Genomic DNA, 24523 nt, shown 5'->3' with positions numbered 1-24523 from the left:
GTGCCGGATGCGGCGTAAACGCCTTATCCGGCCTACAGTTCGATGCGATTTGTAGGTCGGATAAGATGCGTCAGCATCGCATCCGACAATAAGTGCCGGATGCGACCTACATTCACATGGCGCTTTTTACATCTGACGGTTTTTATTGAAGTTAATCAAACTACCCGCCTTGATAATCTCGCGCTCTTCAGCAGTCAGACTTTCCATATAGAGCGTAATCTCTGTTATCGGCGCATCTTCATGGATCACATAACCTTTAAACGTCGTACCTGGATTATCCAGCGCCGCTTTAATGCCAGGGATGTAAATGTAATCCCCCACTTCAAACGTTGGTGCTTCCGCCATTTGCAGCGGTAACATCCCCCAGTTGATGACGTTAGAACGGTAGCGTTTAGTCGCGTATTCCTCGGCAATATTCGCCAGACCGCCAATCACACGCTGGCAGCTCGCCGCCTGCTCACGCGCAGAACCATCGCCTGGTTTCACCGCATAGACCATGCTGCCAATTTCAGTTTGCAGCGGATCAATATGCTCCTGACCAGCAATCTGCTTAATGCGCGCAAATACATCTGCCAGCTCGCTGACATTGCCCGCCAGACGCTGATTTTCCAGCTCGGCAGTCGCTTTACTTCTGCCAACATAGCCCGGATCACGGCGTGACAGGGTAAACTCCGCCAGACCAATCGGATTTGAACGATAAGAAGAGGTTTCACCGGAAGGAATCAATTCGTCGGTGGTGGTCACTTCGTCGAGGATCTTCGAGCACACTTTGAGGACGATATTGTCAGTCAGCGCGCCCAATTCCGGCCAGTCTTTGATGTTCGGTCCGTAGATCAGCGATTGCTGGGTCGCCCCTTTCACAAAGCCCTGATAAACACGGTTTTTATACGGCGTTACATCGAAGGCATACTCCGGCACGTTGTCCCAGCAATCGAGTTCGCTGGCAGAGGTTAAATAGCCTCCGTTTGCCGCAGTCGCAGCAATAGAACGGGCGTCCATCAACGCCACCGCTGACATCTGACCATTAGCTGGCTTAGAGCCTTCGCGGTTCGGGAAGTTACGCGTGGTGTGGCGAATACTCAAACCGTTGTTGATTGGCGTATCACCCGCACCGAAGCATGGGCCGCAGAACGCGGTTCTGATGATTGCGCCTGCGCCAATCAAATCTGCTACCATGCCTTTTTTGGCTAAATCCATAAACACCGGCTGTGATGACGGATAAACCGCCAGCGAGAAGGTGTCATTGCCACAGGATTGATCACGCAGTGCATTCGCCGCCGCGATGACGTTTTCGTAGTTACCGCCAGAACAGCCCGCGATAATCCCCTGCTGCACTTTCAGGCGACCATTTTCCACTTTATCCAGCAGCGAGAGTTTGGCTTTCCCGTGCGCCACGCGCTCGGACTCAATTTCAATCTCACGCAGAATGTCGGTCAGGTTCTGGTTCAGCGTGTCGATTTCATACACGTTGCTTGGGTGGAACGGCAGCGCAATCATTGGGTTGATGGCACTCAAATCAACGCTGATGCAGCCATCGTAGTACGCCATCGGTTGAGGGTTAAGCTGACAATAATCCTGGCCGCGACCGTGCAGCGCCAGCCAGTTATGGACTTCTTCATCAGTTTGCCAGACAGAACTTAAACAGGTCGTTTCAGTGGTCATCACGTCAACGCTGTTACGGAAATCGGTAGAGAGCGCTGCAACACCGGGCCCCACGAATTCCATCACTTTGTTTTTGACGTAGCCGTTTTTGAACACGGCACCAATGATAGCCAGCGCCACATCCTGCGGCCCCACATACGGCGCAGGTTTTCCGGTTAGATGCACCGCGACCACGCCCGGATAATCGATATCCCAGGTATCATTAAGCAGTTGTTTTACCAGCTCGCCGCCGCCCTCGCCGACAGCCATCGTACCTAACGCACCGTAACGGGTGTGGCTGTCTGACCCGAGGATCATTTTGCCGCCGCCTGCCATCATCTCACGCATATATTGATGGATGACCGCAATATGTGGAGGCACAAAAATACCGCCATAACGCTGCGCTGCCGATAAACCAAAAACATGGTCATCACCGTTAATGGTGCCGCCGACGGCGCAGAGTGAGTTATGGCAGTTGGTCAGCACATACGGCAGCGGGAAACGTTCCATACCGGACGCTTTAGCGGTCTGTACAATACCAACAAAGGTAATATCGTGAGAGGCTAATGAATCAAACTTAATTTTAAGTTTATCCATATTTCCGGACGTATTATGAGAAGAGAGAATAGACCAGGCAATAGTGCCTTTTTTGGCTTCTTCTTTTTTAATTTCGCCGCTGAAATGTTCTTCGGCAATTATTTCGTTATTACTGGCGAGAAACACGCCTTTTTCAGATAACTTGATCATCAAATGCTCCAGATATCTGCGCACCGTTAAGTGCGCAGAAAGATAATAAATGGATATACTCTAAATAATTCGAGTTGCAGGAAGGCGGCAAGCGAGTGAATCCCCAGGAGCTTAAATAAGTAAGTGACTGGGGTGAGCGAACGCAGACGCAGCACATGCAACTTGAAGTATGACGAGTATATTTACAGCATGTTCCAGCCGATCAGCATATTCCACCACCACACGCCGAGGGTGATATGTACCAGGAAGGTTAATATCGTCAGTACCGCACCGACCAACCACCAGGATTTAATATCGTTATAGCCTACGCCGAAGATGACCGGACCTGCCGCACCGCCATAGTGAGTAACCATGCCGCCATAGGAGTTGGAGAAAAGCAGCGCCAGCGCAGTTAACATTAACGGTGCGCCGGAGACGTTCGCCAGCATGGCAAATACCGGTAACATGGCAACGATATAGGCACTACCGGAAGCAAAGAAATAACGCACGATGATGCTAAGGAAAATAATAACGAAGAAAGCTACGTTACCATGGCCGTCAAATGCCAGGTTATTTTTAAAGACTTCAGCTAACCATTCGAAGAATTTAACTTTCGATAATAAGGAGCTTAAGCCGATAATACCGCCGTACCAGATTAAGGTATTCCAGCCGCCTTTATTTTTCACCACGTCTTCCCAGGTAACGATCCCCAGCAGCAGCATGGTCGCCATAACAACGATTGCCACAGTGGATTCATCTACCCCGAGCGTTTTACTGAAAATCCAGCCCAACAGCGCCAGCACAAAGACACCGAGCAGCATTTTTTCGCGGATTTTCATCGGCCCCAGTTCAGCAAGGCCCGCTTTGGCGATGGTTTTGTTATCCACCTTTTTAATTTCTGGCGGATACATGGTGTAAATCACCAGCGGAGTGACCAGCAGCATAATGATGCCCGGTAAACCAGCGGCCAGTGCCCATCCACCCCAGCTAATTTGCAGGTGCAGAATGTCGTTGATCATTTTCAGCGCCAGAATGTTCCCCGCCATTGCGGTAAAGAACATATAGCTGGTGGTTTTAGTGACCATGTAAATGGACATCATCAGATAATGTCCAACACGACGTGGGCTTTTTCAGGTTCTGACCCCAAAGCCACCGCCACGCTGTTGATGATCGGTAACACAATGCCGCCCGCACGCGCGGTGTTAGACGGTGTTGCCGGAGCCAGTACCAGATCGAGGAATACCGTAACGTAACCCAGTCCAAGGGTAGTGCTACCAATTTTGCCAATCAATAAATAGGCAATACGTTTACCTAACCCTGTGGTCACAAATGCGGCGCTTAAGGTAAACGCCGAGAACACCAGCCAGGTGGTACCTGAAGAGTAACCGCTTAATACGGCGGTGGTCTTAAATGCACCATCGGATAAATTACCGACCACTACCATTGAGGCAGCAACGGCAATTAACAGTACGACAGGTTCCGGGAAAGGCTTGATAACCAGCCCGACGATTGCTGCCAGGTAAATACCAAAAAGCACCCACGCCAGTTCGCTTAATCCTGCCGGAGCTGGCATAAAGCCAATAATACATGGGATCGCTAATATCAGAATTAGCTTCCATAACGATTTTTTTTTCATTTAAAATCCTGTTCTTTCTGTATGACTCATACAGAAGTCCTTTATTGATTGTCCTTATCCTGACAACGAATATTTTCAGGGAAGATAAACTTCACCGGAAAATATTTTTCTGGTTGTCCGAATAACAGATGCGCGTAACGTCGTGGCATCCTGACCTTCATTACTTAAATGAACGTCGAGTGCACCACTGGGGTGTTCAATATTGATATTGCCGTATCCTACAGAAGGGACGATTTGTCGGGTGACGGTGCCTTCCAATGCACAACTACTGGAAATAGCAATAGCACCGGTTATCGCCAGCGCGCGATGGCAAGAATGCGGCATAAAATAACGCACATTAATTGCCCCGCCTTTCTGCGCAGGAGAAATAAGCACAGGTTTAGGGATAACCATATTACTGACATCACCTAAGCCCATTGCTTTACCCGCTTGTAGACGGATAGATTCAATGCGGGCTAATAATGCTTTGTCGGCATCCAGTTCCGTCGGTAATTCATAGCCTGTTTTTCCCAGATATTCAGCCGGAATAATGACGACTGGCATCGCCATATCGATACAGGTCACCGGGACATCGTCAAAATAATCAATCTGATTATCAGTCGGGAAGACTTTTCCGGTTTTTGTTCCGGCGGCATTCAGGAAAGTGAGCGCAACTGGTGCGGCAGTACCCGGTACACCGTCAATCCTGGCACTACCTTCATATTCGACAACACCATTTGGCGTTTGCACATCAGCTTCGATGAACGTACCCGTATTGACGTTGCGGATACGTACGCGGGTAACTGGCGAAGTCGCTGTAATCAAACCATTTTCAATGGCGAATGCCCCAACGCCAGACAGCATATTGCCGCAGTTAGGTGTAGTGTCGACACGTTGCTCATGGACGATAACCTGAGCAAACAGATAATCGACGTCAGCACGCGGATCGCTGGAACGGCTAATTATGGCGACTTTACTGGTCAGTGGATTACCGCCGCCAATACCGTCAATTTCCAGATCGTTACCGGAACCCATAATTGCCATCAATATTTTATCGCGCTGCGTTTGATCTTCGGGTAGATGTTCCGCTAACAGGAACGCGCCCCTCGAGGTTCCACCTCGCATCATCACGCAGGGTATTTTTTTCATAATAATGCCCTCAATTTAAAAACATAACTTATTGCGATATGGTTACATTAAGGGCAAAGCATCTCTAATGACTTTAGCTCAACGATTAATAACATTTTTTCATTAATTTAAGTTGGCTAAATGCAGTTAAAATTTTTAACGGCCAGTCACCCAAAATCGTCGCTTCCATTTTCTGGAGTAATAATGAAGCATGAATTATCAAGTATGAAGGCATTTGTCATACTGGCAGAGTCCAGTTCATTTAACAATGCCGCTAAATTACTCAATATTACACAACCTGCATTAACGCGAAGAATAAAAAAGATGGAAGAGGATTTACATATTCAACTATTTGAGCGTACAACTCGCAAGGTTACGTTAACAAAAGCAGGAAAAAGGTTGCTCCCGGAGGCGCGGGAATTAATAAAGAAATTCGATGAAACGCTTTTTAATATTCGTGATATGAATGCTTATCATCGTGGTATGGTGACGTTAGCGTGTATTCCGACCGCAGTATTTTATTTTTTACCACTGGCAATCGGTAAATTTAATGAGCTGTATCCCAATATTAAAGTGCGGATTCTGGAACAAGGCACGAATAATTGCATGGAATCGGTGCTGTGTAACGAATCAGACTTTGGCATAAACATGAACAACGTCACAAATTCATCCATTGATTTTACCCCACTGGTCAACGAGCCGTTTGTGCTGGCCTGTCGGCGTGACCACCCATTAGCCAAAAAGCAGCTTGTAGAATGGCAGGAGTTAGTAGGTTACAAAATGATTGGCGTACGCTCCTCCAGCGGCAACCGACTGCTGATAGAACAGCAACTGGCCGACAAGCCCTGGAAGCTGGATTGGTTTTACGAAGTGCGTCATCTTTCGACGTCGTTAGGACTGGTAGAGGCGGGACTGGGGATTTCAGCGCTTCCTGGTCTTGCAATGCCCCATGCGCCCTATTCTTCCATTATTGGTATCCCGCTGGTGGAACCCGTTATACGTCGGACATTGGGGATTATTCGCCGCAAAGATGCCGTACTTTCTCCGGCAGCAGAACGCTTTTTTGCCTTGCTGATTAATTTGTGGACTGACGATAAAGACAACTTGTGGACCAATATCGTCGAACGCCAAAGACATGCGTTACAGGAAATGGGGTAATACTCCGGCGCAGGAGATACTGCGCCGGGTGAATCAGCGGTTAGTGTGCGTTAACCACCACCCACATTGGCCCCTGCCCGACCGCATAACGGCCTTTTTCATGCAGTAGACCCTGCTCGCCGACAATTTCGTAAACTGAGATGTGGTGAGATTTTTGCCCGGCGGCAATCAGATACTTGCCGCTGTGATCAACATTGAAGCCGCGCGGCTGGGTTTCCGTTGGCTGGAAGCCTTCTTTACTCAACACGCTGCCATCTTCCGAAACGCTGAAAACGGTAATCAGGCTGGCGGTACGGTCGCAGGCGTATAAATGACGACCATCCGGGGTGATATGAATATCAGCCGCCCAACGGGTATCGGAGAAGTTTTCCGGCATCATATCCAGCGTCTGGACACATTCGATATTGCCGTGCGGATCTTTCAGTTCCCAGACATCCACTGAGCTGTTTAACTCATTGACACAATACGCATATTGTTCGTTTGGATGGAATACCATATGACGCGGGCCGGCCCCTTCAACGGTAGTCACTTCCGCAGGGTCCTGCGCCACCAGATGACCATCATCGCTGACCGTAAACAGGCAAATGCGATCCTGCTTTAATGCCGGAACCCACAGCGTACGATTATCCGGTGAGATATTGGCAGAATGGCAACCGTCCAGCCCCTCGACCACATCGACGACGCCCACTGGCAGGCCATCTTCCAGACGCGTTACGCTCACGTTACCCGCATTGTAAGAACCTACAAAGACAAACTGCCCCTGGTGATCGGTGGAAATATGCGTCGGGCTACCCGGCAGCGCAGACTCTGCGGCAAAGGTCAGTGCGCCATCGTCCGGGGCGATACGATACGCCAGGACGCGAAACTCAGGGCGAACACCAACATAGAGATAACGTTTGTCCGGGCTGACCACCATCGGCTGCACCTGCCCCGGCACATCGACAACCTGTGTCAGCGTCAGTGCGCCTTCATGATTCAGGTTCCAGACGTGAATTTGCTGGCTCTCAGGGCTGGCGATATAAACTGTTTGCTTCATGAATGCTCCTTTGCATTTAGCAACTGACTGTAACAGCTAAAATTAGTCGCTTTTGGCGGTGAATGCTGAATTAAAACGCAGAATTTTGTCCGATAGTGGTATCGGTGTACCATTCGCGCAGACGAAAATTCTTAACCTTAATCTGGAATACGCCATGACCACACGCGTGATTGCACTCGACTTAGACGGCACCTTATTGACCCCGAAAAAAACCTTGCTTCCTTCATCGATAGAAGCCCTGGCCCGCGCTCGCGAAGCAGGCTATCAATTAATCATCGTCACGGGCCGCCATCACGTCGCTATTCATCCTTTTTATCAGGCGCTGGCGCTGGATACACCTGCTATTTGCTGTAATGGCACCTATTTGTATGATTATCATGCAAAAACAGTGCTTGAAGCCGATCCAATGCCCGTTAATAAAGCCCTGCAACTCATTGAGATGCTGAATGAACACCACATTCACGGTCTGATGTATGTGGATGATGCAATGGTCTATGAGCACCCGACCGGGCATGTCATTCGCACGTCTAACTGGGCGCAAACCCTGCCGCCGGAACAGCGTCCGACCTTTACCCAGGTTGCTTCACTGGCCGAGACAGCGCAGGAAGTTAACGCAGTATGGAAGTTCGCCCTGACACACGATGACCTGCCGCAATTGCAGCATTTTGGTAAGCATGTTGAACATGAATTGGGACTGGAGTGTGAATGGTCCTGGCACGATCAGGTTGATATTGCCCGCGGTGGTAACAGCAAAGGTAAACGCCTGACGAAATGGGTTGAGGCGCAAGGCTGGTCGATGGAAAACGTCGTCGCATTCGGCGATAATTTTAATGATATCAGTATGCTGGAAGCCGCTGGTACAGGCGTGGCGATGGGCAACGCTGATGACGCAGTAAAAGCGCGTGCCAACATTGTGATTGGTGATAACACCACCGACAGCATTGCCCAGTTCATTTATAACCACCTGATTTAATCAGGCGGTTATCGAGACACTTTTAATTTGCGCGTATAGCCACAGGCCAGGTTTGATCGCCAGTTCATCCCTGGCCCACGGGCTTATTCGCGCCCACAGCGTTTTACCGCCGACTTCCAATTCCACTTCCACCTGACCGTTGTCGTCATAGCTATTGACGACTTTGGCGCGCAGCACATTGCGGATGCTGGTTTGTTGCGGCGGTTGTAAAACCAGAGAAACATCGGAAGCCTGGATGCGGATGCGTAGCGCGGCTTGCAGCGGTTCATCCAGCTTATTAACCCACAAATGCTGATCGCCCAGCGCCAGCGCGGTCATCGCGTAACGCGGATGATGTTCCAGTACCGTTACTTTCAGAATGCTGCTTTGTTGCTCTTTCGGCAACCATGGATTCATTACGCTACTGCCCCAGACTTCTTCCAGCGCACCGAACGCTTTCACCTGGCCGTTTTCCAGTACCATCACTCGGTCTGCCAGATGGAGGATCTCATCCAGCGAATGGCTGACATAGAGCATTGGAATGTTGATTTCCCGCGTCAACCGTTGCAGATAAGGCAATAGCTCGCGTTTTCGCGGAAGATCCAGCGAGGCCAGTGGTTCATCCAGCAACAGCAATTCCGGTGCTGTCAGCAAAGCCCGCCCAATCGCCACACGCTGTTTTTCGCCTCCGGACAGGCTGCCTGGTAAACGGTCAAGCAACGGTTCAATGCCTAAAAGCGCCACCAGCTTATCGAACTGATCGGCCATGCTTTTCGCCATGCCGTAGCGCAGATTTCCACGTACTTTGTAATGCGGAAACAGCCGCGCATCCTGAAACACATAACCAACGCGACGCTTTTCTGGCGAAAGGCAGATCCCTTTTTCGGCGTCATTTAGTACCCGACCATTGAGGACAATCCGCCCTTTTTGCGGACGTGTCAGCCCACTGATGGCATTAATCAGCGAGGTTTTTCCAGCTCCGGAGACACCAAAGATAGCGGTGATACCATTGGCGGGCAGCGTTTCATTAATGGCCAGGCAATGATTGCCCAACGTCTGGGAAAAATTCAGTTCCAGCATGATTAGCGCCCCGCCCGTTCACGGCTGATTCTGGCCAGCCATTCAGAAATCAACAGGGAGATCATCGCCAACGCAATAGAGATAATGCACAGTCTCGCCGCACCACTTTCCCCGCCGGGGGTCTGGATCAGGGTATACATGGCTGAAGGAATGGTTCGCGTTTCGCCAGGAATGTTAGAAACAAAGGTGATCGTTGCCCCAAACTCACCAAGCGAACGAGCGAATGCCAGTACCGTACCGACGATAATTCCCGGTAAGGTCAGCGGTAACGTGATAGTAAAGAACACGCGCCAGCGCCCTGCCCCCAATGTTCTTGCGGCCTGTTCCAGTTTGACATCAACCCCTTCCAGCGCCAGACGAATTGCCCGCACCATCAACGGAAACGACATCACGGCGGCAGCGAGAACCGCGCCACGCCAGCTAAAGGCGAAGGTAATGCCAAACCAGTCATACAGACGTTCACCGATAAATCCGCGCCGTCCCATCGAAACTAATAACAAGTAACCGACGACCACGGGCGGTAACACCAGCGGTAGATGCAGTACGCTGTCGAGCAGAGCTTTGCCCGGAAATGTGCAACGCACCAGTAACCAGGCAAAAAAGATCCCAAACGGCAGGCTAAACAGCACAGCCAGGGAAGAAACTTTCAGGCTTAATAAAACCGCCTGCCATTCTGGATCGGTCAGTATCATTACTTGGTTGTAAATCCGTAGCGTTTAAAAATTTCCGCAGCCTGCGGTCCCTTCAGATAATCATAAAATGCTTTTACTGTCGCATTGTTATGTCCTTCCACAACAGCAACCGGATATTCCACTTTTTTATGTGAATCTTCCGGGAAGGTGGCAACCACTTTTACCCCTTTGCTGGCAACAGCGTCAGAACCGTAAACAATACCCAGCGGCGCTTCATTGCGTTCGACCAACGCCAGCGCGCCACGAACATCTTCCGCCGGAGCCAGTTTCGGGGAGAGCGTATCCCATGCGCCCAGTTTTTGCAGTGCTTCTTTTGCATAAATGCCAGCGGGAACATGTTCCGGATCACCAACCGCCAGGCGACCGCCATTCAGCAGCGAAGTCCAGTTGGTTTTGCTGTCAATGGAGAAATCTTTCTGCTCGCTGGCTTTCGGTGCTACAACAACCAGGCTATTACCGAGTAGAGTCTGACGCGAGGCCGTATCGATCGCTTTTTTATCAACCGCATAATCCATCCATTTCTGATCGGCAGAAATAAACAGATCCGCAGGCGCACCCGCTTCAATCTGACGGGCCAGGGTAGAAGACGAGGCGAAAGAAGAGACGACATCTACGCCTTTCTCTTTTTTATACTGCGTAGCGATGTCCTGCATTGCGTTAGTCAGTGATGCGGCGGCGAACACCGTGATTTTTCCTTCATCTGCCAGTGCATTGCCAGCAACAGCGAAAGAGAATGCCGCCCCGGCAAACAAGTTCAACCATTTACGAGCCATTGGTAACCCCTTAATGTGACGTTATGTAGGCGACAATATAACGGCAAGTTCAGAATTTTCCCAGCAGTTATTGCTAACCTTTGTGAGGTTGATGAAAAAAATATCGGCAGGAAAAGCAGGAAGTTGAGAAAAAGAAAATGCCCGACTACGCGGGCATTCAGAGAATCAATGATTTTGTCCGGGCTGGTCTTTTTTACCAACACCAGAAAAGATGTTGAATACTTCACCAAGACCGTAAATCAGACCCAGGATGATGGCCATCACGACAGGTACCATGATTACGGCGAATACCAGACTTTTTAATAACTCTAACATGGTCAACTCCAGATATAGTCATGAGACTATTCTAACCGCTAAGCACAGAAAAGCACTCCCCTTTTGTGCGGTCAGCTTTGCGTGGCGCTCGTTTTCCGTCACAATAAGACTTTTGCCAGGACATTGTTATGCAGGCCGAAATCCTTCTCACCCTTAAGCTTCAACAAAAATTATTCGCCGACCCGCGCCGCATTTCGCTACTAAAACACATTGCGCTTTCCGGTTCCATTAGCCAGGGAGCGAAAGATGCCGGTATCAGCTATAAAAGCGCCTGGGATGCCATTAACGAGATGAATCAGTTAAGTGAGCATATTCTGGTTGAGCGCGCAACAGGCGGTAAAGGTGGCGGCGGCGCAGTACTGACCCGCTATGGTCAGCGACTGATTCAGCTCTATGATTTACTGGCGCAAATCCAGCAAAAAGCCTTTGATGTGTTAAGTGACGATGACGCCCTGCCGCTGAACAGCCTGCTGGCCGCGATCTCACGTTTTTCACTGCAGACCAGTGCCCGTAACCAGTGGTTTGGCACCATCACCGCCCGCGATCATGATGACATTCAACAACATGTTGATGTCTTACTGGCCGATGGCAAAACACGCCTTAAAGTCGCGATTACCGCACAAAGTGGCGCACGTCTGGGACTGGATGAAGGCAAAGAAGTGTTGATTCTGCTGAAAGCGCCGTGGGTGAACATTACTCAGGATGACACTGTCGCCCAGGGTGCCGACAACCAATTGCCGGGCATTATTCGTCATATAGAGCGCGGTGCAGAACAGTGCGAAGTATTAATGGCGCTACCTGACGGGCAAACTCTGTGCGCCACGGTGCCGATAAATGAAGCAGCTTCTCTTGAACAAGGGCAGAATGCCACGGCTTACTTTAACGCCGACAGCGTGATTATCGCTACGCTTTGCTAAGCGTGTTGACAATTTGTTATGAAACACGTATCCCTGTCAGTAATCGCTGCAAAAAATGGGATATAAAATGTCATCATTGCAAATTTTGCAAGGCACGTTTCGTCTTGGCGACACAAAAACGCTGCAATTGCCTCAGCTAACGTTAAACGCGGGTGATAGTTGGGCGTTTGTCGGTTCTAATGGCAGCGGGAAATCGGCGCTGGCCCGCGCGCTGGCGGGGGAACTTCCGCTTTTGAAAGGTGAACGGCAAAGTCAGTTTTCCCATATTACTCGTCTCTCCTTCGAGCAATTGCAAAAGCTCGTCAGCGACGAATGGCTGCGGAATAACACCGATATGCTCGCCTCTGGCGAAGATGACACCGGACGCACTACGGCTGAAATCATTCAGGATGAAGTAAAGGATGCACCGCGTTGCATACAACTGGCGCAGCAGTTCGGTATTACCGCCCTCCTCGACCGACGCTTTAAATACCTTTCCACTGGCGAGACGCGAAAAACCCTGCTCTGTCAGGCGCTGATGTCGGAGCCAGACTTGTTGATTCTTGATGAGCCGTTCGATGGCCTTGATGTTGCCTCACGTCAGCAGCTGGCTGAGCGACTCGCCTCGTTACATCAGTCCGGTATTACCCTGGTACTGGTGCTCAATCGCTTCGATGAGATCCCGGAATTTGTCCAGTTTGCTGGTGTGCTGGCGGATTGCACGTTAGCGGAAACTGGTGCTAAAGAGGAACTGCTGCAGCAGGCACTTGTCGCGCAACTGGCGCATAGCGAGCGGCTTGAAGGTGTACAACTGCCAGAGCCGGATGTGCCTTCAGCACGTCACGCCTTACCCACCAACGAACCGCGCATTGTGCTGAAAAATGGCGTGGTTTCTTATAACGATCGCCCCATTCTTAATAACCTTAGCTGGCAGGTGAATCCAGGCGAGCACTGGCAAATTGTCGGGCCAAATGGCGCGGGAAAATCGACGCTATTAAGCCTGATTACAGGCGATCATCCGCAAGGTTACAGCAACGATTTGACGCTTTTTGGACGACGTCGCGGCAGCGGCGAAACCATCTGGGACATCAAAAAGCATATCGGTTACGTCAGCAGTAGTTTGCATCTGGATTACCGGGTCAGCACTACCGTGCGTAATGTGATCCTTTCTGGCTATTTTGATTCGATTGGCATTTATCAGGCCGTTTCAGATCGCCAGCAAAAACTGGTGCAGCAGTGGCTGGATATTCTCGGCATTGATAAACGCACGGCTGACGCGCCTTACCATAGTCTTTCCTGGGGACAGCAACGTCTGGCGCTGATCGTTCGCGCACTGGTGAAGCATCCGACGTTGCTTATTCTTGATGAACCACTACAGGGGCTTGATCCGCTCAATCGCCAGCTTATCCGCCGTTTTGTTGATGTGCTGATTAGCGAAGGTGAAACGCAATTATTGTTTGTTTCACACCACGCCGAAGATGCGCCCGCCTGTATTTCCCATCGTCTTGAGTTCGTGCCGGACGGTGACCTCTATCGTTATGCGCTGACAAAAATAAACTGAGTCGGTAATGCTGACTGTACCGGAGGCGGCCTAAGCGCCCTCTCCGGCCTACAGTTCGACGCATCCAGGCATGAAACCGCGTCTTTTTTTTCAGATAAAAAGCGCAATCATTCATAAAGCCGCTGTTTTATAATCACTTAATCGCGCATAAAAAACGGCTAAATTCCTGTGTAAACGATTCCACTAATTTATTCCATGTCACACTTTTCGCATCTTTGTTATGCTATGGTTATTTCATACCATAAGCCTAATGGAGCGAATTATGAGAGTTCTGGTTACCGGTGGTAGCGGTTACATTGGAAGTCATACCTGTGTGCAATTACTGCAAAACGGTCATGATGTCATCATTCTTGATAACCTCTGTAACAGTAAGCGCAGCGTACTGCCTGTTATCGAGCGTTTAGGCGGCAAACATCCAACGTTTGTTGAAGGCGATATCCGTAACGAAGCGTTGATGACCGAGATCCTGCACGATCACGCTATCGACACCGTGATCCACTTCGCCGGGCTGAAAGCCGTTGGCGAATCGGTACAAAAACCGCTGGAATATTACGACAACAATGTCAACGGTACTCTGCGCCTGATTAGCGCCATGCGCGCCGCTAACGTCAAAAACTTTATCTTTAGCTCCTCCGCCACCGTTTATGGCGATCAGCCCAAAATTCCATATGTTGAAAGCTTCCCGACCGGCACACCGCAAAGCCCTTACGGCAAAAGCAAGCTGATGGTGGAACAGATCCTCACCGATCTGCAAAAAGCCCAGCCGGACTGGAGCATTGCCCTGCTGCGCTACTTCAACCCAGTTGGCGCGCATCCGTCGGGTGATATGGGCGAAGATCCGCAAGGGATTCCGAATAACCTGATGCCATACATCGCCCAGGTTGCTGTAGGCCGTCGCGACTCGCTGGCGATTTTTGGTAACGATTATCCGACCGAAGATGGTACTGGCGTGCGTGATTACATCCACGTAATGGATCTGGCGGACGGTCACGTCGTGGCGATGGAAAAACTGGCGAACAAGCCAGGCGTACACATCTACAACCTCGGCGCTGGCGTAGGCAGCAGCGTGCTGGACGTGGTTAATGCCTTCAGCAAAGCCTGCGGCAAACCGGTTAACTATCATTTTGCACCGCGTCGCGAGGGCGACCTTCCGGCCTACTGGGCGGACGCCAGCAAAGCCGACCGTGAACTGAACTGGCGCGTGACGCGCACACTCGATGAAATGGCGCAGGACACCTGGCACTGGCAGTCACGCCATCCACAGGGATATCCCGATTAAGGAACGACCATGACGCAATTTAATCCCGTTGATCATCCACATCGCCGCTACAACCCGCTCACCGGGCAATGGATTCTGGTTTCACCGCACCGCGCTAAGCGCCCCTGGCAGGGGGCGCAGGAAACGCCAGCCAAACAGATGTTACCTGCGCACGATCCAGATTGCTTCCTCTGCGCAGGTAATGTGCGGGTGACAGGCGATAAAAACCCCGATTACACCGGGACTTACGTTTTCACTAATGACTTTGCGGCCTTGATGTCTGACACGCCAGATGCGCCAGAAAGCAACGATCCTTTGATGCGTTGTCAGAGCGCGCGCGGTACCAGCCGGGTGATCTGCTTTTCACCGGATCACAGTAAAACGCTGCCAGAACTGAGCGTTGCGGCATTGACGGAAATCGTCAAAACCTGGCAGGAGCAAACCGCAGAACTGGGGAAAACATACCCGTGGGTGCAGGTCTTTGAAAACAAAGGCGCGGCGATGGGCTGCTCTAACCCGCATCCGCACGGACAGATTTGGGCAAATAGCTTCCTGCCTAACGAAGCTGAGCGCGAAGACCGCCTGCAAAAAGAATATTTCGCCGGGCAGAAATCACCAATGCTGGTGGATTATGTTCAGCGCGAGCTGGCAGACGGTAGCCGTACCGTTGTCGAAACCGAACACTGGTTAGCCGTTGTGCCTTACTGGGCTGCCTGGCCGTTCGAAACGCTACTGCTGCCCAAAGCCCACGTTTTGCGGATCACCGATTTGACCGACGCCCAGCGCAGCGATTTGGCGCTGGCGTTGAAAAAGCTGACCAGTCGTTATGACAACCTCTTCCAGTGCTCCTTCCCCTACTCTATGGGCTGGCACGGCGCGCCATTTAATGACGAAGAGAATCAACACTGGCAGCTGCACGCGCACTTTTATCCGCCTCTGTTGCGCTCCGCCACCGTACGTAAATTTATGGTTGGTTATGAAATGCTGGCAGAGACCCAGCGAGACCTGACCGCAGAACAGGCAGCAGAGCGTTTGCGCGCAGTCAGCGATATCCATTTTCGCGAATCCGGAGTGTAAGTAATGAGTCTGAAAGAAAAAACACAATCTCTGTTTGCCAATGCATTTGGCTACCCTGCCACTCATACCATTCAGGCGCCTGGCCGCGTGAATCTTATTGGCGAACACACCGACTACAACGACGGTTTCGTTCTGCCCTGCGCGATTGATTATCAAACCGTGATTAGCTGTGCGCCACGCAATGACCGTAAAGTTCGCGTGATGGCAGCCGATTATGAAAATCAGCTTGACGAGTTTTCCCTTGATGCACCCATTGTCGCTCATGAAAACTATCAATGGGCTAACTACGTCCGTGGCGTAGTGAAACATCTGCAACTGCGTAACAACAACTTTGGCGGTGTGGACATGGTGATCAGCGGCAATGTGCCGCAGGGTGCAGGGTTAAGTTCTTCCGCTTCACTGGAAGTCGCGGTCGGAACCGTATTGCAGCAACTTTATCATCTGCCGCTGGACGGCGCACAAATCGCACTTAACGGCCAGGAAGCAGAAAACCAGTTTGTTGGCTGTAACTGTGGGATCATGGATCAGCTGATTTCCGCGCTCGGCAAAAAAGATCATGCCTTGCTGATCGATTGCCGCTCACTGGGCACCAAAGCGGTTTCCATGCCGAAAGGTGTGGCTGTCGTCATCATCAACAGTAACTTCAAACGTACCCTGGTTGGCAGCGAATACAACACCCGTCGTGAACAGTGCGAAACCGGCGCGCGTTTCTTCCAGCAGCCAGCCCTGCGCGATGTCACTATTGAGGAGTTCAACGCTGTTGCACATGAACTGGACCCGATCGTGGCGAAACGCGTGCGTCATATCCTGACTGAAAACGCCCGTACCGTTGAAGCAGCCAGCGCACTGGAGCAAGGCGACCTGAAACGTATGGGCGAGTTGATGGCGGAGTCTCATGCTTCTATGCGCGATGATTTCGAAATCACCGTGCCGCAAATTGACACTCTGGTAGAAATCGTCAAAGCTGTGATTGGCGACAAAGGTGGCGTACGCATGACCGGCGGCGGATTTGGCGGCTGTATCGTCGCACTGATCCCGGAAGCGCTGGTGCCTGCCGTACAGCAGGCTGTCGCTGAACAATATGAAGCAAAAACAGGTATTAAAGAGACTTTTTACGTTTGTAAACCATCACAAGGAGCAGGACAGTGCTGAACGAAACTCCCGCACTGGCACCCGATGGTCAGCCGTACCGACTGTTAACTTTGCGTAACAACGCAGGGATGGTAGTCACGCTGATGGACTGGGGTGCGACTTTACTTTCCGCCCGTATTCCGCTTTCCGATGGCAGCGTCCGCGAGGCGCTGCTCGGCTGCGCCAGCCCGGAATGCTATCAGGATCAGGCCGCGTTTCTGGGGGCCTCTATTGGTCGTTATGCAAACCGTATCGCCAATAGTCGTTATACCTTTGACGGTGAAACCGTGACGCTTTCGCCAAGTCAGGGCGTTAACCAGCTGCACGGCGGCCCGGAAGGGTTCGACAAACGTCGCTGGCAGATTGTGAATCAGAACGATCGTCAGGTGCTATTTGCCCTGAGTTCAGAAGATGGCGATCAGGGCTTTCCGGGGAATCTCGGCGCGACGGTGCAATATCGTCTGACCGACGATAACCGTATCTCCATTACTTATCGCGCCACGGTTGATAAACCTTGCCCGGTGAATATGACTAACCACGTCTATTTCAACCTCGACGGCGAGCAGTCTGACGTACGCAATCACAAGCTGCAGATTCTGGCAGACGAATATCTGCCGGTTGATGAAGGCGGCATTCCGCACGACGGCCTGAAATCTGTCGCCGGAACGTCTTTTGATTTCCGCAGCGCCAAAATCATCGCCAGTGAATTTCTTGCCGACGATGATCAGCGCAAAGTGAAAGGTTACGATCACGCGTTCTTGTTACAGGCTAAAGGTGATGGCAAGAAAGTGGCGGCGCATGTCTGGTCAGCAGATGAAAAATTGCAACTGAAGGTCTACACCACCGCTCCGGCTCTGCAATTTTACTCCGGCAACTTCCTTGGTGGCACGCCGTCACGGGGAACTGAACCTTACGCCGACTGGCAGGGCCTGGCGCTGGAAAGCGAGTTCCTGCCGGACAGCCCAAACCACCCTGAATGGCCGCAACCGGACTGCTTCCTGCGTCCTGGCGAAGAGTATTCCAGCCTGACAGAATATCAGTTTATAGCTGAATAACTTTAAGCCCTCGCGATGAGGGCTTTCTCCTTATATTGCTCAAATCACCAGCAAACACCGACATATTTGCAACTCAATATTCACAACAACCTTACACTGCGACACTATTTTCGCTATGGTTATGCGTAAGCATTGCTGTTGCTTCGTCACGGCAATATAATGAGAATTATTATCATTAAAAGATGGTTTGAGGAGTAAGTATATGGCTGTAACTAAGCTGGTTCTGGTTCGTCATGGCGAAAGTCAGTGGAACAAAGAAAACCGTTTTACCGGTTGGTACGACGTGGATCTGTCTGAGAAAGGCGTAAGCGAAGCAAAAGCAGCTGGTAAGCTGCTGAAAGAGGAAGGTTACAGCTTTGATTTTGCTTACACCTCTGTGCTGAAACGCGCTATCCATACCCTGTGGAATGTGCTGGACGAACTGGATCAGGCATGGCTGCCCGTTGAGAAATCCTGGAAACTGAACGAACGTCACTACGGTGCGTTGCAGGGTCTGAATAAAGCGGAAACCGCTGAAAAGTATGGCGACGAGCAGGTGAAACAGTGGCGTCGTGGTTTTGCAGTGACTCCGCCGGAACTGACTAAAGATGATGAGCGTTATCCGGGTCACGATCCACGTTACGCGAAGCTGAGCGAGAAAGAACTGCCACTGACGGAAAGCCTGGCGCTGACCATTGACCGCGTGATCCCTTACTGGAATGAAACCATTCTGCCGCGTATGAAGAGCGGTGAGCGCGTAATCATCGCCGCACACGGTAACTCGTTACGTGCGCTGGTGAAATATCTCGATAACATGAGCGAAGAAGAGATTCTTGAGCTGAATATCCCGACTGGCGTGCCACTGGTTTATGAATTCGACGAGAATTTCAAACCGCTGAAACGCTATTATCTGGGTAATGCTGACGAGATCGCGGCGAAAGCAGCGGCCGTTGCTAACCAGGGTAAAGCGAAGTAAACGTCATTCGCTTAAAAATGAGAAAGCCGACTGCAAGTGAGTCGGCTTTTTTGTTGCTAACAATGGAGCACATTGCCTGATGCGACGCTGCGCGTCTTATCAGGCCTACGGTGATTCATCGGATAACCACTGTGACGGCGCATCCGACAATTAAACTTTACCCGCGACGCGCTTTTACTGCATTCGCCAGTTGACGTAACAGAGCATCGGTATCTTCCCAGCCAATGCAGGCATCGGTGATGCTCTTGCCATAGGCCAGCGGTTCCCCACTCTCGAGGCTCTGATTGCCTTCCACCAGATGGCTTTCCACCATCACGCCAATAATGGCCTTTTCGCCACCGGCAATCTGCTGGCAAACGTCAGCACAAACATCCATCTGCTTTTTGAATTGTTTCGACGAGTTAGCATGGCTGAAATCGATCATCACCTGTGCTGGCAGGCCTGCCTTGTTCAGCCCTTCTTTCACTTCAGCAACGTGCTTAGCGCTGTAGTTAGGCTCTTTACCGCCGCGCAGAATGATATGGCAATCGCCGTTACCGCTGGTATTCACAATCGCCGAATGCCCCCATTTCGTTACGGACAGGAAGCAGTGCGGCGCACCGGCGGCATTAATAGCATCGATAGCCACTTTAATCGTACCGTCGGTGCCATTTTTGAAGCCGACCGGACAAGAAAGCCCTGATGCCAGTTCGCGGTGCACCTGCGATTCCGTGGTACGTGCGCCAATTGCGCCCCAGCTCATCAGGTCCGCGAGATATTGCGGGGTGATCATATCGAGAAATTCACCCGCTGCTGGCAAACCGCTGTCGTTAATATCAAGCAGCAATTTACGGGCAATACGCAGACCGTCGTTGATCTGGAAGCTGTTATCCATATGCGGATCGTTAATCAGCCCTTTCCAGCCCACCGTGGTACGCGGCTTTTCAAAATAGACGCGCATCACGATTTCCAGCTCATCTTGCAGCTCTTCACGCAGCGCCAGCAAGCGAGTGGCATACTCTTTAGCCGCGACGGGATCATGAATAGAACACGGACCAATCACCACCAACAGGCGATCATCATTACCTTTCAGGATCTTATGGATCGCTTTTCGGGCATGGGCAACCGTATTCGCGGCATTTTCAGTAGCAGGGAATTTTTCCAGCAATGCGACAGGAGGAAGTAACTCTTTGATTTCTTTGATGCGTAAATCGTCGTTCTGATAATTCATGTCTGTTCCAGTGTTGCCATACTTATCTTAGTGAATGCAATACTTCCAATCTATATCTTCCGTCAGAATGTGTAAACGGGGTTTTACACTATGAACGGATTAATCCTGGAATTAGCAAGAAAAACGCCAGATTGTCGCGAAAAACGAGATCTCTCCTACAATTTCTAACTGTAACTCCTTTGTTTGTTAATTATTTCAAGATTCTCTGCTGCGTTTTATAACCTGGCTGAAATCTTAAACCATTGCCTTATATTCACCTGCAAATGCACTGTTGGAAGAGGTTATCCGACATAACGACCATAACAGGAGCATCCTATGAAAATGACAAAACTGGCCACACTATTTCTGACTGCCACTCTAAGCCTTGCCAGCGGAGCCGCACTGGCTGCCGATAGCGGAGCGCAAAGCAATAACGGCCAGGCAAACGCCGCAGCTGATGCGGGCCAGGTAGCCCCTGATGCCCGTGAAAATGTCGCGCCAAATAACGTCGACAATAACGGGGTAAATACCGGTTCTGGCGGCACAATGCTGCATCCGGATGGTTCTTCAATGAACAATGACGGCATGACCAAAGATGAAGAGCACAAGAACACCATGTGCAAAGATGGTCGCTGCCCGGATATCAATAAAAAAGTCCAAACCGGTGATGGCATCAACAATGATGTCGATACCAAAACCGACGGTACCACGCAGTAACCCTGCGAAATAGCCAATAATGGGAGAGCGGAGTCTCTCCCTTTTAATTTTTCCCTTCTAAAAGCAGTATGATGTCATAAAGTTAAGTGAGAATAATTAAGGGATGACTCGTCATGGCGCACTCACACTCACACACTTCCTCACACCTGCCAGAAGATAATAATGCTCGTCGCTTGTTGTATGCTTTCGGCGTAACTGCCGGGTTTATGCTCGTAGAAGTCATTGGTGGTTTTCTTTCCGGTTCTCTGGCATTGCTGGCCGATGCGGGTCATATGTTGACCGATACTGCCGCCCTGCTTTTCGCCCTACTCGCAGTGCAATTTTCCCGTCGTCCTCCCACCATTCGCCACACTTTCGGTTGGCTAAGATTGACCACGCTCGCGGCGTTTGTGAATGCCATCGCCCTGGTGGTGATTACTATTTTGATTGTCTGGGAGGCGATAGAACGCTTCCGCACGCCGCGTCCGGTCGAGGGCGTCATGATGATGGCAATTGCCGTGGCTGGGCTACTGGCAAATATACTTTCTTTCTGGTTACTTCATCACGGCAGCGAAGAGAAAAACCTCAACGTGCGAGCAGCGGCACTGCATGTCCTCGGGGACCTTCTGGGTTCGGTTGGGGCTATTATTGCCGCGTTGATTATTATCTGGACCGGCTGGACACCTGCTGACCCCATTCTCTCAATACTGGTGTCGCTTCTGGTTCTGCGTAGCGCGTGGCGACTGTTGAAAGATAGCGTGAATGAATTACTTGAAGGTGCACCGGTATCGCTGGATATCGCCGAACTGAAGCGTCGTATGTGCCGGGAAATCCCGGAAGTCCGCAATGTGCACCATGTACATGTATGGATGGTAGGCGAGAAGCCGGTGATGACGCTGCATGTGCAGGTGATCCCGCCACACGATCACGATGCCTTGTTAGATCAGATCCAACACTACCTGATGGATCACTATCAGATTGAGCACGCCACTATTCAGATGGAATATCAACCTTGTCATGGGCCAGACTGCCACCTGAATGAAGGGGTGTCTGGCCATTCACATCATCATCATTAATGGGACAGCGCGCGTGAACCTCTTTCGCGTGCGCTGTTGATCCACATCCGGCTGCCGTTGAGGGCAATAAAGGTCAGGATGATGTACTCCAGAGACATGGCGTAAACGCCCTGAAGTGCAAAAATAACGACGCTAATCACGTTAATAATCACCCACAACAGCCAGTTTTCCACATACTTACGCGTCATCAGAATCATTGCCACGATAGATAACACCATCATGCAGGAATCCCAGAACGGGAAAGCGTCCGGTTGCAGTTCAGGCATCGCAACCTGTAATCCTAATGCTTGCATGATCATGACTGCCACGCGGGTCAAAAATGCAAACACCGGATTGATAAATACCGTCATCAGACCAACCGAAACAACGCAAACCGCCAACCAGCTGAGCGCCTTCGGCAATGGCAACCAGCGAATTTTCAACTCCGCCTCGTTCTGACTGGTTTGTCGCGACCACGCATACCAACCGTAAATATTCGCGGCAAAGAAAAACACCTGTAATAGCAGGCTGGCATACAGCTGAATCTGAAAGAAAATAATGCCAAACAAGGTGACGTTGATCAGGCCAAAGAAGTAGTTGCTGATCTTCTCCAGACTGGCAAGGCCAATACACAGCAACCCGGCGATCGTGCCTACCGCTTCGATCCATGAGAGATCATAACCGCCTGCTCCTATTGGTATATGTACCAGGATATTCTGCACACTAAAAAAATCCATCTTTCCCCCAAAGCGTAACGTGACGCCTTATTATTAGTTATCCACGTAGTGTAGCCGCAAAATCCAGCATACGATTGAGCGGCACCAGCGCCTTCTCTCGCAGCTTTTCCTCAACATGAACCTCGTGATTGCTTCCTTCCTGTTCTAATGCCTCTGCGATGGCCTGAAGGCCATTCATGGCCATCCACGGACAATGCGCGCAGCTGCGGCAGGTTGCGCCCTCACCCGCGGTTGGTGCTTCCAGTAACTCTTTATCTGGCACCGCCTGCTGCATTTTGTAGAAAATACCCCGATCGGTTGCCACGATAAGTCGCTGATGTGGCAATGTTTTCGCAGCAGCGATCAGTTGACTGGTGGAACCGACCGCATCCGCCATATCTACAATAGCTTGCGGTGATTCTGGATGCACCAGTATGGCAGCATCCGGGTATTGTTTTTGCAAGCGGGTTAACGCCTGAGTCTTAAATTCATCATGCACAATGCAGGCACCCTGCCAGCATAAAATGTCTGCGCCCGTCTGTTTTTGCACGTAACGCCCCAGATGTTTGTCGGGTGCCCAGATGATTTTTTCACCCAAACTATCCAGATGATCAATAAGTTCGACGGCAATGCTTGAAGTTACCACCCAATCTGCCCGCGCTTTTACCGCAGCAGAAGTGTTGGCGTAGACGACGACAGTATGATCGGGATGGGCATCGCAAAATGCGTTAAATTCTTCAACAGGGCAGCCGAGATCCAGTGAACATTCAGCCTGAAGTGTCGGCATCAGAATTGTTTTTTCCGGACTGAGAATTTTGGCGGTTTCTCCCATAAATCTCACCCCAGCGACTAACAACGTAGAAGCGGGATGCTTTGCACCGAAGCGCGCCATTTCCAGAGAATCAGAAATACAGCCACCGGTTTCTTCTGCCAGTTGTTGAATTTCGGGATCGGTATAGTAGTGGGCAACCATCACCGCATTACGTTCTTTTAGCAGACGTTTTATCTTCTCGCGGTAATACGCTTTTTCATCAATGCTTAACGGCGTCGGCTTCGGGGGGAAAGGATAAATCGCCGCTTCAGGATCAAACATCACGCTCATCTTACCATCTCGTTTTACAGGCTTAACATTAAAACCGACATAAGCGTGATATTCGCTATTATCGGCATGATTTGTTTTATATGCTAAACAAGATAGTCGAATGGTGGGGAAAAGTCACTCGAAATACGTATGAGATGACGAATGCCACACTTTGCGTCTTATTCCTCCGACGTAGAGTCGTTTACGCAGCAAGCGCGGAGTATGTCATCAGGGTCAAGAATTGAAATTGAGAGATGCCTGAATAGCAAAAAAGCGCCTTTAGGGCGCTTTTTTACATTGGTGGGTCGTGCAGGATGACTCACTTCGCTCGCCCTTCGGGCCGTCGCCGCAAGCGGCTCCGTTGTTTCGCTGCGCTCTACTCGAACCTGCAGCAGGTTCGAATCTTTGAATATCGCAGATAGCAAAAAAGCGCCTTTAGGGCGCTTTTTTACATTGGTGGGTCGTGCAGGATTCGAACCTGCGACCAATTGATTAAAAGTCAACTGCTCTACCAACTGAGCTAACGACCCCTTGCGGGATTATGCTGCTTTAATCATTCAGGATGGTGGGTCGTGCAGGATGACTCGACTTCGTCTCGCCCTTCGGGCCGTTGCTGACGCAACGTTATCCTTCACATTCTCTACCAGTAACCACCTTTAAATTGGTGGGTCGTGCAGGATTCGAACCTGCGACCAATTGATTAAAAGTCAACTGCTCTACCAACTGAGCTAACGACC

General features: G+C 50.6%; 21 protein-coding genes, 1 tRNA gene, 2 other RNA genes and 1 pseudogene. 11 read left to right on the top strand and 14 right to left on the bottom strand.

The features are described 5' to 3' along the window. Nucleotides 1-126: 126 nt before the first annotated feature. From BEB54_RS24015 to BEB54_RS24005, 3 genes and pseudogenes are all read right to left on the bottom strand, one after another. Nucleotides 127-2388 carry a hydratase gene (locus tag BEB54_RS24015; protein WP_105277786.1) on the bottom strand — a complete coding sequence of 754 codons (2262 nt, stop codon included), beginning with the start codon at nucleotides 2386-2388 and terminating at the stop codon, nucleotides 127-129. Nucleotides 2389-2570: 182 nt separating this feature from the next. Next, nucleotides 2571-4003, bottom strand: a pseudogene (locus tag BEB54_RS24010) (anion permease). A gap of 75 nt (nucleotides 4004-4078) precedes the next feature. Beyond that, complete coding sequence (locus BEB54_RS24005; protein ID WP_105277788.1) at nucleotides 4079-5131, bottom strand: 4-oxalomesaconate tautomerase; 1053 nt, start codon at nucleotides 5129-5131, stop codon at nucleotides 4079-4081. A 183-nt stretch (nucleotides 5132-5314) separates the two neighbouring features. Here BEB54_RS24005 and BEB54_RS24000 point away from each other — a divergent pair, with 183 nt between their 5' ends. After that, nucleotides 5315-6268 (top strand): LysR family transcriptional regulator, encoded by a 954-nt coding sequence (locus tag BEB54_RS24000; RefSeq protein ID WP_010361054.1) that lies wholly within the window; start codon nucleotides 5315-5317, stop codon nucleotides 6266-6268. Nucleotides 6269-6308: 40 nt separating this feature from the next. On the opposite strand, the gene pgl is transcribed toward BEB54_RS24000, so the two are convergent. Beyond that, entirely contained in the window at nucleotides 6309-7304 is a 996-nt protein-coding gene (gene pgl / locus BEB54_RS23995; protein ID WP_000815435.1) for a 6-phosphogluconolactonase, read from the bottom strand. Nucleotides 7305-7458: 154 nt separating this feature from the next. On the opposite strand from pgl, the gene ybhA reads away from it, so the two are divergent. Next, complete coding sequence (gene ybhA, locus BEB54_RS23990) at nucleotides 7459-8277, top strand: bifunctional pyridoxal phosphate/fructose-1,6-bisphosphate phosphatase (protein ID WP_032302725.1); 819 nt, start codon at nucleotides 7459-7461, stop codon at nucleotides 8275-8277. Here the strand turns inward: ybhA and modC are convergent, their stop codons facing one another. From modC to acrZ, 4 genes are all read right to left on the bottom strand, one after another. Further along, nucleotides 8278-9336: a molybdenum ABC transporter ATP-binding protein ModC gene (gene modC, locus BEB54_RS23985; RefSeq protein ID WP_105277789.1), complete on the bottom strand. Its 1059-nt coding sequence runs from the start codon at nucleotides 9334-9336 to the stop codon at nucleotides 8278-8280. Nucleotides 9337-9338: 2 nt separating this feature from the next. Further along, the gene (modB, locus tag BEB54_RS23980; protein ID WP_000604034.1) at nucleotides 9339-10028 is read right to left on the bottom strand and encodes a molybdate ABC transporter permease subunit; all 690 of its coding nucleotides are present in this window, start codon (nucleotides 10026-10028) and stop codon (nucleotides 9339-9341) included. Continuing rightward, nucleotides 10028-10801 carry a molybdate ABC transporter substrate-binding protein gene (modA, locus tag BEB54_RS23975; RefSeq protein ID WP_000101978.1) on the bottom strand — a complete coding sequence of 258 codons (774 nt, stop codon included), beginning with the start codon at nucleotides 10799-10801 and terminating at the stop codon, nucleotides 10028-10030. Before modA ends, modB begins: the two co-directional genes overlap by 1 nt. Before the next feature lie 165 nt (nucleotides 10802-10966). Continuing rightward, nucleotides 10967-11116, bottom strand: coding sequence for a multidrug efflux pump accessory protein AcrZ (gene acrZ / locus BEB54_RS23965; RefSeq protein ID WP_000891515.1), 150 nt, complete (start codon nucleotides 11114-11116; stop codon nucleotides 10967-10969). 128 nt (nucleotides 11117-11244) lie between these two features. Here acrZ and modE point away from each other — a divergent pair, with 128 nt between their 5' ends. The 7 genes from modE to gpmA all read left to right on the top strand — a co-directional run bounded on the left by modE (nucleotide 11245) and on the right by gpmA (nucleotide 19049). Beyond that, complete coding sequence (modE, locus tag BEB54_RS23960) at nucleotides 11245-12033, top strand: molybdenum-dependent transcriptional regulator (protein ID WP_001147432.1); 789 nt, start codon at nucleotides 11245-11247, stop codon at nucleotides 12031-12033. 67 nt (nucleotides 12034-12100) lie between these two features. After that, entirely contained in the window at nucleotides 12101-13573 is a 1473-nt protein-coding gene (modF, locus tag BEB54_RS23955; RefSeq protein ID WP_032183730.1) for a molybdate ABC transporter ATP-binding protein ModF, read from the top strand. Nucleotides 13574-13835: 262 nt separating this feature from the next. Next, nucleotides 13836-14852 (top strand): UDP-glucose 4-epimerase GalE, encoded by a 1017-nt coding sequence (galE, locus tag BEB54_RS23950; RefSeq protein ID WP_001265443.1) that lies wholly within the window; start codon nucleotides 13836-13838, stop codon nucleotides 14850-14852. A gap of 9 nt (nucleotides 14853-14861) precedes the next feature. Further along, nucleotides 14862-15908, top strand: a complete 1047-nt coding sequence (gene galT / locus BEB54_RS23945; protein ID WP_105277790.1) for a galactose-1-phosphate uridylyltransferase — start codon at nucleotides 14862-14864, stop codon at nucleotides 15906-15908. A gap of 3 nt (nucleotides 15909-15911) precedes the next feature. Further along, nucleotides 15912-17060 (top strand): galactokinase, encoded by a 1149-nt coding sequence (galK, locus tag BEB54_RS23940; protein WP_105277791.1) that lies wholly within the window; start codon nucleotides 15912-15914, stop codon nucleotides 17058-17060. Then, nucleotides 17054-18094: a galactose-1-epimerase gene (gene galM / locus BEB54_RS23935; RefSeq protein ID WP_105277792.1), complete on the top strand. Its 1041-nt coding sequence runs from the start codon at nucleotides 17054-17056 to the stop codon at nucleotides 18092-18094. Before galK ends, galM begins: the two co-directional genes overlap by 7 nt. Nucleotides 18095-18296: 202 nt before the next feature. Further along, complete coding sequence (gene gpmA, locus BEB54_RS23930) at nucleotides 18297-19049, top strand: 2,3-diphosphoglycerate-dependent phosphoglycerate mutase (RefSeq protein ID WP_001295305.1); 753 nt, start codon at nucleotides 18297-18299, stop codon at nucleotides 19047-19049. Nucleotides 19050-19206: 157 nt separating this feature from the next. On the opposite strand, the gene aroG is transcribed toward gpmA, so the two are convergent. Next, a complete protein-coding gene (aroG, locus tag BEB54_RS23925) occupies nucleotides 19207-20259 on the bottom strand; it encodes a 3-deoxy-7-phosphoheptulonate synthase AroG (protein ID WP_089575663.1) in 1053 nt (350 codons plus the stop codon). Between the two features lie 315 nt (nucleotides 20260-20574). On the opposite strand from aroG, the gene BEB54_RS23915 reads away from it, so the two are divergent. After that, on the top strand, nucleotides 20575-20955 hold the full coding sequence (locus tag BEB54_RS23915; protein WP_000784342.1) for a YbgS-like family protein: 381 nt from the start codon (nucleotides 20575-20577) through the stop codon (nucleotides 20953-20955). Nucleotides 20956-21068: 113 nt separating this feature from the next. After that, nucleotides 21069-22010, top strand: coding sequence for a CDF family zinc transporter ZitB (gene zitB / locus BEB54_RS23910; protein WP_032183722.1), 942 nt, complete (start codon nucleotides 21069-21071; stop codon nucleotides 22008-22010). On the opposite strand, the gene pnuC is transcribed toward zitB, so the two are convergent. The 5 genes from pnuC to BEB54_RS28870 all read right to left on the bottom strand — a co-directional run bounded on the left by pnuC (nucleotide 22007) and on the right by BEB54_RS28870 (nucleotide 24517). Further along, the gene (gene pnuC, locus BEB54_RS23905; protein ID WP_032183721.1) at nucleotides 22007-22726 is read right to left on the bottom strand and encodes a nicotinamide riboside transporter PnuC; all 720 of its coding nucleotides are present in this window, start codon (nucleotides 22724-22726) and stop codon (nucleotides 22007-22009) included. The two genes, zitB and pnuC, sit on opposite strands and share 4 nt — an antisense overlap. Nucleotides 22727-22763: 37 nt before the next feature. Further along, the gene (gene nadA / locus BEB54_RS23900) at nucleotides 22764-23807 is read right to left on the bottom strand and encodes a quinolinate synthase NadA (protein ID WP_105277793.1); all 1044 of its coding nucleotides are present in this window, start codon (nucleotides 23805-23807) and stop codon (nucleotides 22764-22766) included. A gap of 277 nt (nucleotides 23808-24084) precedes the next feature. Further along, nucleotides 24085-24207, bottom strand: a non-coding RNA gene (locus tag BEB54_RS23895) — RtT sRNA. Nucleotides 24208-24240: 33 nt separating this feature from the next. Next, nucleotides 24241-24316 (bottom strand) — tRNA-Lys (locus BEB54_RS23890). Nucleotides 24317-24349: 33 nt separating this feature from the next. Beyond that, nucleotides 24350-24517: non-coding RNA, RtT sRNA (locus BEB54_RS28870), on the bottom strand. Nucleotides 24518-24523: the final 6 nt, after the last annotated feature.

Source organism: Escherichia sp. MOD1-EC6021, from assembly GCF_002965245.1.
Taxonomy (GTDB): Bacteria; Pseudomonadota; Gammaproteobacteria; order Enterobacterales; family Enterobacteriaceae; genus Escherichia; species Escherichia coli_F.
This window is presented reverse-complemented; position numbering and strand designations above follow the sequence as displayed.

Excerpts from the sequence above, each read along its gene's own strand:
- BEB54_RS24015 (WP_105277786.1), bottom strand. The coding sequence starts at position 2,388 with ATGATCAAGTTATCTGAAAAAGGCGTGTTTCTCGCCAGTAATAACGAA.
- zitB (WP_032183722.1), top strand. The coding sequence starts at position 21,069 with ATGGCGCACTCACACTCACACACTTCCTCACACCTGCCAGAAGATAAT.
- galK (WP_105277791.1), top strand. The coding sequence starts at position 15,912 with ATGAGTCTGAAAGAAAAAACACAATCTCTGTTTGCCAATGCATTTGGC.
- galE (WP_001265443.1), top strand. The coding sequence starts at position 13,836 with ATGAGAGTTCTGGTTACCGGTGGTAGCGGTTACATTGGAAGTCATACC.
- galT (WP_105277790.1), top strand. The coding sequence starts at position 14,862 with ATGACGCAATTTAATCCCGTTGATCATCCACATCGCCGCTACAACCCG.
- BEB54_RS23915 (WP_000784342.1), top strand. The coding sequence starts at position 20,575 with ATGAAAATGACAAAACTGGCCACACTATTTCTGACTGCCACTCTAAGC.
- ybhA (WP_032302725.1), top strand. The coding sequence starts at position 7,459 with ATGACCACACGCGTGATTGCACTCGACTTAGACGGCACCTTATTGACC.
- BEB54_RS24000 (WP_010361054.1), top strand. The coding sequence starts at position 5,315 with ATGAAGCATGAATTATCAAGTATGAAGGCATTTGTCATACTGGCAGAG.
- modA (WP_000101978.1), bottom strand. The coding sequence starts at position 10,801 with ATGGCTCGTAAATGGTTGAACTTGTTTGCCGGGGCGGCATTCTCTTTC.
- aroG (WP_089575663.1), bottom strand. The coding sequence starts at position 20,259 with ATGAATTATCAGAACGACGATTTACGCATCAAAGAAATCAAAGAGTTA.
- modC (WP_105277789.1), bottom strand. The coding sequence starts at position 9,336 with ATGCTGGAACTGAATTTTTCCCAGACGTTGGGCAATCATTGCCTGGCC.
- BEB54_RS24005 (WP_105277788.1), bottom strand. The coding sequence starts at position 5,131 with ATGAAAAAAATACCCTGCGTGATGATGCGAGGTGGAACCTCGAGGGGC.
- modE (WP_001147432.1), top strand. The coding sequence starts at position 11,245 with ATGCAGGCCGAAATCCTTCTCACCCTTAAGCTTCAACAAAAATTATTC.
- modB (WP_000604034.1), bottom strand. The coding sequence starts at position 10,028 with ATGATACTGACCGATCCAGAATGGCAGGCGGTTTTATTAAGCCTGAAA.
- pgl (WP_000815435.1), bottom strand. The coding sequence starts at position 7,304 with ATGAAGCAAACAGTTTATATCGCCAGCCCTGAGAGCCAGCAAATTCAC.
- gpmA (WP_001295305.1), top strand. The coding sequence starts at position 18,297 with ATGGCTGTAACTAAGCTGGTTCTGGTTCGTCATGGCGAAAGTCAGTGG.
- nadA (WP_105277793.1), bottom strand. The coding sequence starts at position 23,807 with ATGAGCGTGATGTTTGATCCTGAAGCGGCGATTTATCCTTTCCCCCCG.
- pnuC (WP_032183721.1), bottom strand. The coding sequence starts at position 22,726 with ATGGATTTTTTTAGTGTGCAGAATATCCTGGTACATATACCAATAGGA.
- modF (WP_032183730.1), top strand. The coding sequence starts at position 12,101 with ATGTCATCATTGCAAATTTTGCAAGGCACGTTTCGTCTTGGCGACACA.
- acrZ (WP_000891515.1), bottom strand. The coding sequence starts at position 11,116 with ATGTTAGAGTTATTAAAAAGTCTGGTATTCGCCGTAATCATGGTACCT.